The sequence below is a fragment of the Crenobacter luteus genome (genome assembly GCF_004345725.1).
Lineage (GTDB): Bacteria > Pseudomonadota > Gammaproteobacteria > Burkholderiales > Chromobacteriaceae > Crenobacter > Crenobacter luteus.
This window is the reverse complement of the sequence record NZ_SLXG01000015.1, coordinates 38835-53096: the sequence shown is the minus strand read 5'-3', so window position 1 is coordinate 53096 and position 14262 is coordinate 38835. Positions and strand designations below refer to the sequence as shown.

At 66.6% G+C, this 14262-nt stretch carries 9 protein-coding genes; 2 read left to right on the top strand and 7 right to left on the bottom strand.

Annotated elements, in window-relative coordinates; genetic code table 11:
* Window positions 1-321: 321 nt before the first annotated feature.
* Complete coding sequence (locus EV683_RS09980; RefSeq protein ID WP_131862677.1) at window positions 322-2424, top strand: TonB-dependent siderophore receptor; 2103 nt, start codon at window positions 322-324, stop codon at window positions 2422-2424.
* Between the two features lie 67 nt (window positions 2425-2491).
* On the opposite strand, the gene EV683_RS09975 is transcribed toward EV683_RS09980, so the two are convergent.
* The 7 genes from EV683_RS09975 to EV683_RS09945 form a co-directional block, all read right to left on the bottom strand.
* Entirely contained in the window at window positions 2492-3466 is a 975-nt protein-coding gene (locus tag EV683_RS09975) for a GlxA family transcriptional regulator (protein ID WP_131862676.1), read from the bottom strand.
* A gap of 77 nt (window positions 3467-3543) precedes the next feature.
* Window positions 3544-4359, bottom strand: a complete 816-nt coding sequence (locus tag EV683_RS09970; protein WP_066614781.1) for an ABC transporter ATP-binding protein — start codon at window positions 4357-4359, stop codon at window positions 3544-3546.
* On the bottom strand, window positions 4356-5495 hold the full coding sequence (locus tag EV683_RS09965; RefSeq protein WP_131862675.1) for a succinylglutamate desuccinylase/aspartoacylase family protein: 1140 nt from the start codon (window positions 5493-5495) through the stop codon (window positions 4356-4358). Before EV683_RS09965 ends, EV683_RS09970 begins: the two co-directional genes overlap by 4 nt.
* Before the next feature lie 10 nt (window positions 5496-5505).
* Window positions 5506-6237 (bottom strand): ABC transporter permease, encoded by a 732-nt coding sequence (locus EV683_RS09960; RefSeq protein WP_082824245.1) that lies wholly within the window; start codon window positions 6235-6237, stop codon window positions 5506-5508.
* Entirely contained in the window at window positions 6234-6923 is a 690-nt protein-coding gene (locus EV683_RS09955; protein ID WP_066614775.1) for an ABC transporter permease, read from the bottom strand. The genes EV683_RS09960 and EV683_RS09955 overlap by 4 nt, the downstream gene beginning before the upstream one ends.
* A gap of 97 nt (window positions 6924-7020) precedes the next feature.
* The gene (locus tag EV683_RS09950) at window positions 7021-7782 is read right to left on the bottom strand and encodes an ABC transporter substrate-binding protein (RefSeq protein WP_066614769.1); all 762 of its coding nucleotides are present in this window, start codon (window positions 7780-7782) and stop codon (window positions 7021-7023) included.
* A gap of 66 nt (window positions 7783-7848) precedes the next feature.
* Window positions 7849-8613, bottom strand: coding sequence for an ABC transporter substrate-binding protein (locus EV683_RS09945; RefSeq protein WP_131862674.1), 765 nt, complete (start codon window positions 8611-8613; stop codon window positions 7849-7851).
* Window positions 8614-9263: 650 nt separating this feature from the next.
* On the opposite strand from EV683_RS09945, the gene EV683_RS09940 reads away from it, so the two are divergent.
* Window positions 9264-14093 carry an NAD-glutamate dehydrogenase gene (locus EV683_RS09940; protein WP_131862673.1) on the top strand — a complete coding sequence of 1610 codons (4830 nt, stop codon included), beginning with the start codon at window positions 9264-9266 and terminating at the stop codon, window positions 14091-14093.
* The last annotated feature ends 169 nt before the right edge of the window (window positions 14094-14262 follow it).

The following is a 14262-nucleotide window of genomic DNA, read 5'->3' as shown; positions in this document are numbered from 1 at the left end:
CCGACGGTTCGTCTTGAGCTCGACACGGCCGCCCGCGAGGCGGCCTCCGGACCAGCCGCAGCAAACAGGACGAAGCGATGAGCCACCCCGCCCCCGGGCCGCATGCCCCCCGACCTTTTGACCCAGCCCCCAGACTTCCCCCCGCTGTACCGCCAGTTCGTGCGCGGCGCTACAGTGTTTATTTAATAAGAATCATTATCTATTGAGTTGTTAGTGATTCGCATTTATATTGTCGGCGTTCATGACATACGGCCGGCCCGACCGCGCGGGGACGCGGGCGCGCCGGCCATCGCTTTATCTTGTTCCATCGAGGGGGAATCCATGTCGTACCCGTTCCACCGGCGCGTCGTCGCCGTTGCCGTGCTGGCCGCCTTCGCGCTGCCGGCCCTGGCCGCCACCGGCGGCGAGGCCGAACTGCCGACCGTGTCGGTGACCGCCCAGCAGGGCGGCAACGGCATGCTGTCCGGCTACCGGGCACCGGTTGCCAGCACCGGCGCGCTCGGCACCAAGACGCTGCTCGACACGCCATTCTCGATCAGCGTCGCGACCGACGACTACATCGCCAACCAGCAGGCGAGCACGTTGGCCGACGCCTTCAAGGCCGACGCAGCGGTGCAGGCGGCCAGTAACGATATCGCCGGCGAGAGCTCGCAACTGACGATCCGTGGCCTGCAGCTCGATACGCTGAACGGCTTCAAGGTTGACGGTCTGAATACCGGCCTGTGGATGAGCAACCTGCCGCTTGAGCATTTCGAGCAGATCGAGCTGCTCAAGGGCCTGTCGGGTTTCATGTACGGCTTCAGCCAGCCGGGCGGCGTCGTCAACTACAAGCTCAAGCGCGCGAGTCGCGAGCCGGTCACGACCCTGACCTCCGGCTACGGCGACGAGTCGCAGTACAAGCTCGCCGCCGACCTCGGTCGCCGCTTCGGCGACGACCGCTTCGGCCTGCGCCTGAACCTGGTGCACGAGGGCGGCGACACGTATCAGGATGCGCCGATCGAGCGCAACTCGGCTTCGCTCGCCTTTGACGCCAGGCTGACCGATAGCATCACGCTGAACCTCGACACGCTGTACCAGAAGCGCAAGGTCAACAATGCGATCTTCGCGCTGGCGCTCGACGGTGCCTCTACCGTACCGGCTCCAATCCCGGGCGATCGCAAGCTGGCGCAGGATTTTTCCTACTACCAGACCGAAACGAGCACCCACGGCGCCAGCCTGCGCTGGGACCTGAACGACAGCTGGAACCTGCGCGCTGCCGTGCGCACCGCGCTGATGAAGCGCACCAATTACGACAGCTATCTGAGCGTCGTGGACGACGCCGGTCATTACGACGATTTTCTGTATAGCTGGTACAGCGAGCACCGGAGCGACTCGGCCAACCTGCTGCTGAACGGCCAGTTTGCCACCGGCTCGATCAAGCACGACCTCGTCGTCGGCGCCGACGTGCAGAAGGTGCGGCGCTCGGCTGCCGAATCCGACGGCGCTTCCTTGCCGGGCGGCAATCTCTACAGCGGTCGTGCCGGCGGCGTGAGCGCCCCGCACCTGCCGATCGTCACCGGTCCGCTGTCGACCATCTGGCAGACCCGCAATATCGGCGTCTTCGTCAGCGACACCATCGAGTGGACGCCGCAGTGGCGCACCGTGCTCGGCCTGCGCCACCAGAACTTCCGCGACCGCAACGATCGCTGGAACGAGCTGTTCGAGAAAAAAGGCGCGCTCACGCCGACCGTCGCCGCGATCTGGAAGCCGGTCGATTCGACCTCGCTGTACGCGAGCTACGTCGAATCGCTCGAAAAGGGCAATATTGCGCCGACGGGTACGGCGAACGAAGACCAGGCCTTCGGTCCGCTCGAGAGCAAGCAGTACGAAGTCGGCGTGAAGACCGAGGGCGCCGGCTGGTCGGCCGAAGCGGCCTTGTTCCGCGTCGAGCGCGGGCTGGCGTATACCAACAGCGCCAACCGCTTCGTCCAGGAGGGCGGCCTGATCTTCAACGGCCTCGACCTGGCCGGCCGTGTCGAGCTCGGCCGCGACTGGGCGCTGAGCGCCAGCGCGCTCGTGATAGACAGCGAGAACGAGAGCGACGACGCGACCGTGAACGGCAAGAACGCCGCCAACACGCCGAAGTTCAGCGCCAGTCTGCAGGCCGAGTACCGGCTGCCGGCGTTACCGGGTCTGACGCTGACCGGCGGGACCCGCTACGTCGGCAAGCGCTATCTGGAGTCGAGCAACGCGAACCAGCTCGGCAGCTACCAGCTGTTCGACCTCGGCGCGCGCTATCGCACCCGCTTCGACGGCAAGGAGCTGACGCTGCGCGCCGGCGTCGACAACGTCGCCAACGAGAAATACTGGCAGGCCAACGAGTGGAGCTGGCTGACCCAGGGCGCGCCGCGCACCGCGCGCGTCAGCGCCGAGCTCAAGTTCTGAGCCGGCCTGCGCGGCGCAAACAAGCGGACGGCACCTCGCGGTGCCGTCTTTTTTGCGTGTTGGGCGCTCAGCCGGCGTTCAGCCGTTTGGCGCGCTCCTCGCGCGGCGTGATGTTGAAGTGGTTGCGGTAGCTGCTCGAGAAGTGCGGGCCGCTCGAGAAGCCGCAGGCGAGCCCGATCTGCACGATGGACTTGGACGTCTGCTGCAAGAGCTGGCGTGCGCGGTTCAGGCGCAGCTCGAGGTAGTACTTCGACGGCACGGTGTTCAAATACTGCTTGAACAAGCGCTCGAGCTGGCGGCGCGACACGCCGACGTAGTAGGCGATGTCGTCGGTCGACAGCGGCTCCTCGATGTTCGCCTCCATCAGCGACACCGCCTCGGTCAGCTTGGGCTGGCTGTTGCCGATGCGGGTGGCCAGCGGGATGCGCTGGCGCTCGCTGCCCGGGCGGATGCGTTCCATGCTGAAGCGCTCGCACAGCAGGCCGGCGAAGTCGGCGCCGTGCCGGCCGGCGAGGAAGCTGAGCAGGTAGTCGAAGGTCGCGGCGCCGCCGGCGCAGCTGTGGCGGTTGCGGTCGATCTCGTACAGGTTGGGGGTGACGATCACGTCGGGGAATTCGTCGGTGAAGCGGCCGATTTCCTGCCAGTGTATGGTCGCGCGGTAGCCGTGCAGGAAGCCGGCGCGCGCCAGCCAGTAGCTGCCGGCGGACAGGCCGACTAGCGTCAGCGTGTCGGGGTTCTGCGCCTGGATGCCGGCGATCAGCGCGTCCAGCGGCAGCTTCAAATCGAGCGAGTCGGCGAGCACGAACAGCATGTCGAGCTTGGGCGCGTAGCCCAGCGGCAGGTCGACCGGGCAGGGCTGGCGGTTGTTGAAGCTGACCGTCTCGCCGGTCAGCGACAGCGTCAGGATGTCGTACAGCTTCTTCTCGGCGATCTCGTTGGCGCGGATCAGCGCCTCGCTGGCGACGGCGTAGTCGGCCATCGAGGCGTTCGGCAGCATCAGGAAACCGATGCGTTGCGGCTTGCTGGCGGGCGGTTGGGCCATGGACACCACGTGCTAGGGGAGGGGAAACGCCCGGCGGGCGTCGCCCGCCGGGTGCGTCTTGCCGTCTCGCGGACGGCTTACTTCAGGCGGCCGGACAGGAACTGCGCCAGGCGCTCGCTCTTCGGGTTGGCGAGCACCTCGCGCGGATTGCCCTGCTCCTCGATCTTGCCCTGGTGCAGGAAGATCACGTGGTTGGACACCTCGCGGGCGAAGCCCATTTCGTGCGTGACCACCACCATGGTGCGGCCTTCGCGCGCCAGGTCCTGCATCACCTTGAGTACCTCGCCGACCAGTTCCGGGTCGAGCGCGGAGGTCGGTTCGTCGAATAGCATCACCTCGGGCTCCATCGCCAGCGCGCGCGCGATCGCGACGCGCTGCTGCTGGCCGCCGGACATGTGCGACGGGTATTTGTCCTCGACGCCCTTGAGGCCGACCTTCTCGAGGTACTTTTTCGCGCGCGCGACCGCCTCGTCGCGCGGTACGCCGAGCACGTGGATGGGCGCCTCGATGATGTTTTCGAGCACCGTCATGTGCGCCCACAGGTTGAAGTGCTGGAACACCATCGCCAGCTTGGTTCTGAGGCGTGCCAACTGCTTGGGTTCGGCGGCCTTGAGCGCGTGGTTGCGCTTGTCCTCGACGAGCGCCAGCTCCTCGCCGGCGACGAAGATGCGGCCGCGGTTCGGCTGCTCGAGCAGGTTGATGCAGCGCAGGAAGGTCGATTTGCCGGAGCCGGAGGAGCCGATGATGCTGATCACGTCGCCGCCGTGGGCGGTCAGCGACACGCCCTTGAGGACTTCGTGGTGGCCGTAGCTCTTGAAGAGTTCGTCCACGCGCAGCTTGATGTTGCCGTTCTGGCCGGCGGCGACGGCGTTGGGGTGTTCGATCGGTTTCATGCGCTTAACAACTTTCCTGTTTTGAAGGCGAGGTCGGTGGCGATCTTGGCCACCCACAGGCCCGGAGCGGCGTAGCGGTCGCGCACGCGGGCGTACAGCATGCCGTCGCGGCGCGCGACGAGCGGCGTTTCGGTGCCGGCGACCGGGTCGATCACGTCGGCGACGACGTCGCCGGCCCTGACCGCCTGGCCGGCACTCCGGTGAAAGACGATCACGCCGGCGTGCGGGGCGAGGAGGTCGTCGACGCCGGCCAAGGGCGTGGCCGGGTAGGGCAGCGCGGGCGGCGGCGGCGCGTCGCCGGCGACGAAACCGCGTTCGGTCAGGTAGGCGATCAGCGCGCCGGCGTCGCGTTCGGCCAGCTCGTGCGCGACGCTGTCCTGGCCCCTGAGTTCGACGGTGACCGCGCAGCAGGCCAGCGGCACCGGCGGTGCGTCTTCGCCCAGGCCCGCCGCGCGCGACCGGCTCTTCTGGTCTAGCAAATGCCACAGCTGGCTGCAGGCCTCGTCGAACGGGTGCTCGCCCGAGTCGAGGGCCAAGAGCTGCGCGCAGGAGCCGAGGTAGCGCGCCAGCGGTTCGACCCGCTCCCACAGCGGCGTCAGCGTGTAAAGGTGTACGCCGGCGTCGAGATCGCAGTGCAGGTCGAGCACTAGGTCGGCGTCGGCGGCCAGCCGCATCAGCGTCAGGCGCAGGCTTTCCAGTTCGCTCGCCGGCGTGAGCGCCGCGAGCTGGCGAGCGAGCTCGGCGCGGATCAGCGCCACGTTGGCCGAGGCGTCCGGCCCGAGCCGGTCGGCGACGGCGTCGAACACCGCGTCGGCCAGCGCCGGGTAGTGGCGGTTGAAGTTGTGGCCGGAGCCGAGCTCGAAGCGGCCGAGTCCGTGGCCGAGCAGGCGCTGGTCGAGGCCGATCGGGTTGGCGGCCGGCACCAGCACCACCTCGGCGGCGAGACGACCCTGCTTTTCCAGCTCGGCCAACCTCGCCTTGAGCGTGAACGCGACCAGCATGCCCGGCAGTTCGTCGGCGTGCAGCGCGGCCTGGATGTAGACCTTGGCGCCGCCCGCCGGGCCGAAGTGGAAGCTGGTCACGCGGCGTTGCGTGCCAAGGCCGGGCGATAACAGCGGGTGTTCGCGCGTCTGCATGGCCGGCTCCTCAGTGCTTGCGCGGCGCCAGATAGGCGAGGTAGCGGCCTTCGAGGCGCTTGAACAGCCAGACGAACAGGAAGGTGAACGTCAGGTACAGCGCGCCGGCCATCAGGAACGGTTCGAACGGCTGATAGCTGTCGGCGTACAGGCGGCGCGCGACGCCGGTCAGGTCGGCCAGCGTGACGAGGCCGGCGATCGAGGTGCCGTGCAGCATCATGATCACCTCGTTGCTGTACGCGGGCAGCGCGCGGCGCAGCGCCGACGGGATCACGATGCGGCGCATCATCAGCCAGCGGCTCATGCCGACCGCCTTGGCCGCCTCGATCTCGCCGTAGTGGGTGTTGCGGATCTGGCCGGCGATGATCTCGGTCGTGTAGGCGGCGGTGTTCAGCGTGAAGGCGAGGATGGCGCACACGTACGCTTCCTGCAGGTATTCCCACGCCCAGCTGTCGCGCACCGCGTCGAACTGCGACAGGCCGTAGTAGAAGATGAACAGCTGCACCAGCATCGGCGTGCCGCGGAACACGTAGGTATACAGCCATACCGGCCAGGCGAGCCACTTGTTGCGCGACACGCGCATCAGCGCCAAGGGCACCGACAGCGCCAGGCCCAGGAGCAGCGACAGGCCGAGCAGCTGGAAGGTCATCACGAGGCCGTCGCTGGTCGAGAGCACCGGCTCGCCGTAGGCGCCGCCGAAGAAGGACGGCAGGTTTTCCAGGATCAGGTTGAGGTCGATCACAGTCCGCTCTCCTTCACGCCCATCGAATAACGATTCTCGAGCCAGGTCAGCGCCAGGATCGACACGGTGGTGATCGCCAGATAGAGGCCGCCGACCACCATGTAGACGGTGAACGGTTCCTGCGTGACCGACTTGGCGGTGTCGGCCTTGTACATCATGTCGTTCAGGCCGATCACCGACACCAGCGCGGTCGACTTGACCAGCACCAGCCAGTTGTTCGAGAAGCTCGGCAGCGCGAAGCGGACCATCTGCGGCAGCGTGATGCGGAAGAACACGCGCAGCGGACTCATGCCGTAGGCGAGGCCGGCCTCCATCTGGCCCTTGGGCACCGCCATGATCGCGCCGCGGAAGGTCTCGGTCATGTAGGCGCCGAAGATGAAGCCGATCGTCAGCACGCCGGCGACGAAGGGGTTGATTTCCGGCGCCGCGAGGCCGAAGCGGGTCGCGACGTCGTTGATCAGCATCTGGCCGCCGAAGAACAGCATGAACATCCACACCAGGTCGGGCACGCCGCGGATCACGGTGGAATAGAGCTCGGCCAACCACACCAGCGGTTTGGACGGCGACAGCTTGCACATGGCGCCGACGAAGCCGAGCACGACGGATACCAGCAAGGATGCGCCGGCCACCTCGAGGGTGAGCACCGCGCCTTCCAGAATGCTGGGGAGATAACCCTGCAGGAACATGGAATGCACCCCGAAAAAAAGACGCTGGGGTGAGGGCGGCGCGCGGCCGCCCTCCGGTTGTCGTCAGGCCGGGCGCTGCTGCGCCCGGCGCGCTGGATCACTTGATATCGAAGCTGAAGTACTTCTGCTGGATACGGTCGTAGCTGCCGTCGGCGCGAATCTGCTTGAGCGCCGCGTTCAACTTGTCCAGGCGAGCCTTGTCGCCCTTCCTGACCGCGATGCCGGCGCCGTCGCCGAAGTATTTCGCGTCGTTATAGACCGGTCCGGCGAAGGCGAAGCCCTTGCCGTTCGGCGTCTTGAGGAAGTCGGTCTCGCCGACCGCGGCGTCGACGAAGCTCGCGTCGACGCGGCCGGCCTTCAGGTCGAGGAAGGATTCGGGCGCCTTGCCGTAGGCGACCAGACGGGCGCCGAGCTTGACCCAGTGGTCGCGCGCGTACTTTTCCTGGATCGACGAGCGCAGCACGCCGATCTTCTTGCCGCGGAACCAGGCGTCGTCGACCTTGGTGCCGGCGCGGGCGACCAGACGGCTGGGCATGTTGTAGTAGCGCTCGGTGAAGTCGACCGCCTTCTTGCGCTCCTCGGTGATGTTCATCGACGCGATGATGGCGTCGAACTTCTTCGCGTTCAGCGCCGGGATGATGCCGTCGAAGTCCTGCGGGATGACTTCGCACTTGACCTTCATCGCCGCGCACAGCGCGTGGGCGATTTCCGGGTCGAAGCCGACCATCTTGCCGTCCGGGCCCTGTTTCGAGAACGGCGGGTAGCTGGCGTCGGTGGCGAAGCGCAAGGTTTCGGCATGGGCGACGCCGCCCACGGCCAGGGCGAGCACCCCGGCGAGGAAAAGGCCGTGCTTTCTCATGATTTCTCCGTTGTAGCTTGTGGGGCCGGGCGGCGGGCGCCGCCCGGGTGACCGGTCGGGCAGCGCTTAGCCGCCGTACACGTCGAAGCTGAAGTACTTGTCCTGTACCTTCTTGTAGCTTCCGTCCTTGCGGATCTGGTCGATGGCCTGGTTCAGGCGGTCGACGAGGGCCTTGTTGCCCTTCTTGACCGCGATGCCGGCGCCGAGGCCGAAATACTTGGCGTCGCTGTAGTTCGGGCCGATGAAGGCGTAGCCCTTGCCGTTGGGGGTCTTGAGGAATTCGGTGTCGCCGACCGCGCCGTCGACGAACACCGCGTCGACGCGGCCCGCCTTCAGGTCGAGGAAGGACTCGGGCGACTTGCTGTACGCCACGATGCGCGCGCCGCTCTTGCCCCAGTAGTCGCGCGCGAACTTCTCCTGCGTCGACGCGCGCAGCACGCCGATCTTCTTGCCCTTGAAGGTGTTCTGGTCGACCTGGGTGCCGGCCTTGCCGATCACGCGGCTGGGAATGTTGTAGTACTTGCGGGTGAAGTCGACCGCCTTCTGGCGCTCGGGGGTAATCTGCATCGACGACAGGATGGCGTCGAACTTGTTGGCGTTCAGCGCCGGAATCAGGCCGTCCCAGTCCTGCGGGACGACCTGACAGCTCGTCTTCATCGCCGCGCACAGCGCGTGGATCATGTCGACGTCGAAGCCCTGCGGCTTGCCGTCGGCGCCCTGCTTGGAGAACGGCGGATAGTTGAGGTCGATGCCGAAGCGCAGCGTTTCCGCCTGCGCGGTCGCGCCGGCCGCCAGCGCGGCCAGCGTGGTGAAAACCAGAACCTTCTTCATGAGTGTGCTCTGCCCTGTGATGATGGTTATCCAATTGTTTTTTGACAAATGAATCAACCCGCATGGTGTACCCAAGATCGGCGGGGGTAACCCCCGACTGGAAGCCGGCCAGACGCGCTTGCCGGGTGCTCATGCTGCCAATTCGGTTGCGGCTTGAGGATCGTCTCAAGGCGAACCAATCTTGTCACGATTGCCCCCACCCAACAATCTGGCGGCGGCGGCAACGCGCGGCGGAACGAGGAAGTCGCGCATTTTACCCGCTTTGCAGGCAAAGTGGAAATGGCTTGAAAATCAACGGTTTGCCGTTCTTTTTCTCGGGGTTTGACCGGGCGCTGGCCGCCGGTGGATTTGTAATTCGTCGTCGCATTGCTATAAGCAAAATGCCTTTTACGGCCGGGAATGCTCGACGCCGAACGGCGCCTAGGGATAACCATGGGATTCGATGAATATATAAATGCGTGTCGCATGATGGAATTTCCCGGCCTCCCCCCCCCGTCTACAATGCCTCGCACCTCTTTCTGGTCAGCGGAGCACGACAGGTCATGTCACTCACACACGAAGCAGAATCGAAGAATCTGGTTGACGATATTCAGGCCAGCGCCAAAAGCGCCGCGCCAGCCACCTTTCTGGCCCCGGGAGCCGAACGGATCATGTCTCTGACCCATAAAACAGAATTGACGAATCTGGTTGCCGAGATTCAGGCACTCGCCGAAAGCAGCCTGCCCGCCAAAGAAAAAGCCGTCTTCATTCCTTTCCTCTCCATCTACTACGAAGAAGCCGAGCACGACGACCTGTCGCGCGTTTCCGCGCTCGACCTGCTGGGCGCCGCGATGGCGCATCACCGCTTCGCCGAGCAGCGCAAGGCCGGCGAACCGAAAGTCCGCCTGTACAACCCCGATTTCGAACGCGACGGCTGGCAGAGCACCCACACGGTGATCGAGATCGTCAACGACGACATGCCCTTCCTGATCGACTCGGTCGCGATGCTCTTGGCGCGCCACAACCTGCGCCTGCACCTGCTGGTGCACCCGGTGCTCGCGGTGCGCCGCGACGAGGCCGGCCAGCTGGTCGAGGTACGCCGCACCGAGGGTCGCACGCTGCCGCTCGAATCGTTCATCCACGTCGAGATCGACCGCGTCTCCGAGCCCGAGCGCATCGCCGCGCTCGAGGCCGAGCTGCAGCAGGTGCTCGGCGCGCTGCGCCGCGTGGTCGAAGACGAGCCGAAGATGCGCGACGTGGCCGCGAGCCTGGTGTCCGGCCTGGTCGAGGCCGCGCCGGCCGCGCTGCAGGACGAGGCGCGCGAAGTCGCCGACTTCCTGTCGTGGCTGGCCGCCGACCACTTCCTGTTCATGGGCTACTGCGACTACGACCTGGTACGCCGCGACGGCAAGGACAGCCTGAAGATCGTCAAGGGCTCCGGCCTCGGCGTGCTCAAGGAGCAGGGCGACAAGGAGTTCTCGGAAAGCTTCGAGGCGTTGCCGCAGGCGCTGCGCGAACGCGCCCACCTGCCGCAGCTGGTGGTACTGAACAAGTCGCAGACCGTGTCTCAGATCCACCGTCCGGCCCATCTCGACTTCGTCGGCGTCAAGCGCTTCAACGACAAGGGCGAGGTGGTCGGCGAGCGCCGCTTCCTCGGCCTCTACACCGCCAGCGCCTACCAGGTGCCGCCCAAGGACATCCCGATCCTGCGCCGCAAGGTCGACTACGTGGTCAAGGCCTGCGACTACGTCGACAACAGCTACAAGGCCAAGACGCTGGCCTTCGTGCTCGAAAGCTACCCGCGCGACGAGCTGTTCGAGATCCCTGCCGAGACGCTGCAGCCGATCGCCGAGGGCATCGTCAACCTGCAGGAGCGCCCGCGCGTGCGCCTGTTCGCGCGCACCGACCACTACCACCGCTACGTCAGCTGCCTGGTGTACGTGCCGCGCGACAGCTTCAGCACCGAGGTGCGGCTGAAGATCGAGAAGGTGCTGCTCAAGGCCTTCAACGGCGCCAGCACCGAATTCGGCGTGCAGATCGGCGACGGCATGCTCGCCCGCGTGCACTACATCGTCCGCACCCCGTCGGCCAGCCTGCCCGACTTCAACGAGGACGAGATCGAGGCCGAGATCGCCCGCGTGGTACGCGGCTGGGTCGAGGAGCTGCACCAGCAGCTGATCGAGGCGCACGGCGAGGAGATCGGCAACCGCCTGTTCCACCGCTACCAGCAAGCCTTCCCGACCGCCTACCGCGAGGAGTTCGCCGTCCGTAGCGCGGTGCTCGACATCCAGCTGCTGGAAACCGTGAGCGACGCGTCGCCGCTGGCGCTCAAGCTTTACCGTCCGCTGCACCGCGAGGGCGAGGCGGTCAACCTCAAGCTGTTCCACGCCGGCGAGCCGCTGAACCTGTCGGCCAGCCTGCCGCTGCTGGAGAACCTCGGCGTCGCGGTGCGCGACGAGCACCCGTACAAGGTCGAACGCGCCGACGGCTCGGTGGTGTGGATCATCGACTTCGGCCTGCAGCTCGGCCACGGCGGCGACGCGCTGGCCCGGCCCGAGGTCGAGGCGGCGTTCCAGACGCTGCTGGCGCAGGTGTTCGCCGGCAAGGTCGAGAACGACGGCTTCAACAAGCTGGTGCTGTCCGCCGGCCTCGACTGGCGCGAGATCTCGCTGACCCGCGCGCTGGCCAAGTACCTGCGCCAGGGCGGCCTGACCTTCAGCCAGGCCTATATTGAGCAGTGCCTGGGCAACTACCCGGCGATCACCCGTGCGCTGGTCGACCTGTTCGTCGCCCGCCTGCATCCGGTCGACGCCGACGACGCGCGCGCCGAGGCGCTGCGCGGCCAGGTCAAGCAGGCGCTCGAATCGGTGGCCAACATCGACGAGGACCGCATCCTGTCCGGCATGCTCGCGGTGATCCTGGCGATCCGCCGCACCAACTTCTGGCAGAAGGACGCCGAGGGCGGCTTCAAGTCCTACATCTCGTTCAAGATCGAGTCGGGCAAGATCGCCTTCCTGCCGCAGCCGCGCCCGCTGTTCGAGATCTGGGTCTACAGCCCGCGCATCGAGGGCGTGCACCTGCGCGGCTCCAAGGTCGCGCGCGGCGGCCTGCGCTGGTCCGACCGCATGGAAGACTTCCGCACCGAGGTGCTCGGCCTCGTCAAGGCGCAGATGGTGAAGAACTCGGTGATCGTGCCGATGGGCTCCAAGGGCGGTTTCGTGTGCAAGCAGCTGCCGCCGGCGAGCGACCGCGAGGCCTTCATGGCCGAGGGCATCGCCTGCTACAAGACCTTCATCTCCGCGCTGCTCGACGTCACCGACAACCTGGTCAACGGCCAGATCGTGCCGCCGGCCGACGTGCGCCGCCTCGACGAGGACGATCCGTACCTCGTGGTCGCCGCCGACAAGGGCACCGCGACCTTCTCCGACATCGCCAACGGCGTGTCCGAGGCGTACGGCTTCTGGCTCGGCGACGCGTTCGCCTCGGGCGGTTCGGCCGGTTACGACCACAAGAAGATGGGCATCACCGCGCGCGGCGCGTGGGAATCGGTCAAGCGCCACTTCCGCCACCTCGGCGTGAATTGCCAGGAAGAGGACTTCACCGTGATCGGCGTCGGCGACATGGCCGGCGACGTGTTCGGCAACGGCATGCTGCTGTCCGAGCATATCCGTCTGAAGGCGGCGTTCAACCATCAGCACATCTTCCTCGACCCGAACCCGGACGCGGCGGTGAGCTTCGCCGAGCGCGCGCGCCTCTTTAACCTGCCGCGCTCGAGCTGGGCCGACTACAAGCGCGAGCTGATCTCCGAGGGCGGCGGCGTGTTCGAACGCTCGGCCAAGTCGATCCCGCTGTCGCCGCAAGTGCGCGAGTGGCTGAAGACCGACAAGGAGAGCATGGCGCCGACCGAGCTGATCCACGAGATCCTCAAGGCCGAGGCCGACCTCTTGTACAACGGCGGCATCGGCACCTACGTCAAGGCCAGCACCGAGGGCCACGCCGACGCGCGCGACCGCGCCAACGACGGCCTGCGCGTCAACGGCAACCAGCTGAACGTCAAGGTGTTGGCCGAGGGCGGCAACCTCGGTTGCACGCAGAAGGGCCGCATCGAGTTCGCGCTCAAGGGCGGCCTGATCTGCACCGACGCGATCGACAACTCGGCCGGCGTCGACTGCTCCGACCACGAGGTCAACATCAAGATCCTGCTCGGCGCGGTGATGCAGGCCGGCGACATGACGCTCAAGCAGCGCAACGAGCTGTTGGCCGAGATGACCGAGGAAGTCGGCGAGCTGGTGCTGCGCAACAACTACCTGCAGACGCAGATCCTCGCGATCAACCGCCTGAACGCGCCGGCGATGCTGTCGGTGCACACCCGCATGATGGCGGCGATGGAGAAGGCCGGCGAACTGAACCGCGAGCTCGAGTACCTGCCGAACGAGGCGCAGCTGAACGAGCGCCGTCTGGCCAAGCTCGGCCTGAGCAGCCCGGAAATGGCCGTGCTGCTCGCCTACAGCAAGATCACGCTCGACCAGGCGCTGCTGAAGTCCGACCTGCCGGACGACGCGGACTTCCTGCCGGTGCTGGTGAACTACTTCCCGAAACCGCTGCAGGCGCGCTTCGGCGAACAGATGAAGTCGCACCACCTCAAGCGCGAAATCATCGCCAACCAGCTGGCCAACCAGCTCGTCAACCGCATGGGCACCAGCTTCATCTTCCGCCTCAAGGAAGAGAACCCGCAGCCCGAGGCCGACATCGCGCGCGCCTGGTGGATCGCCAGCCGCGTGTTCGGCGCCGAGGCGCTGTGGTGCCAGATCGAGTCGCTCGACAACCGGGTGCCGGCCGAGCTGCAGGTCGAACTGATGGTGCGCGTGCGCACGCTGGTCGAGCGCGTGACGCGCTGGGTGCTGCGCTATCGTCGCCCGATCGGCTCGGTCAACGCGCAGATCGAGCACTACGGCAGCCGCGTCGCGGCGCTGATGGCCGCGCTGCCGACGCTGGTGTCGGCCGACACCTACCCGGCGGTCGCCGCGCTCGAGGCGCGCTACCTCGCCGAGCCGGGCCTGCCGCAGGAGCTCGCGCGCCTGATGGCCCGCCTCGAGTTCGCGGTGCCGCTGCTCGACATCATCGACACCGGCGAGGGCAGCCCGGTCGCGCTCGAGGATCTGGCGTCGAACTACTACCTGCTCGGTCGCACGCTGCAGCTGGACTGGCTGCTCGAGGCCGTCAACCGCCTGCCGCGCGACAACCGCTGGCAGTCGCTGGCCCGCTCGGCGCTGCGCGACGACCTGTATCGCCTGCAGAAGAAGCTGACCCGTCAGGCGATGCAGGACGCGCCGTCCGGTTGCGCCGACGAGCACTGCTTCGCCGAGGCGTGGCTCGCGCGCCGCGGCGCCGACGTCGAGGCGTGCCAGCAGATGCTCGGCGAGTTCCAGTCCTTCGACGTGCTCGACCTGGCGATGCTGTCGGCCGGCCTGCGCGAGCTGAGCAACCACCTGCTGTCGTAAGTTCCTGCTAATCACTGGCAACTCCCTTGGACCGGCTGCGCGCCGGTCTTTTTTTGCCTGCGGCCAGTGGGGGGGGCGGGCCGCTGCGCGATGCGGGCGGGAGAGGCGGAACGGCCATGTGTCTGCGCGACGGCCGGCGACGCCTGGAAGGCGGATATGAAAAGGCTCG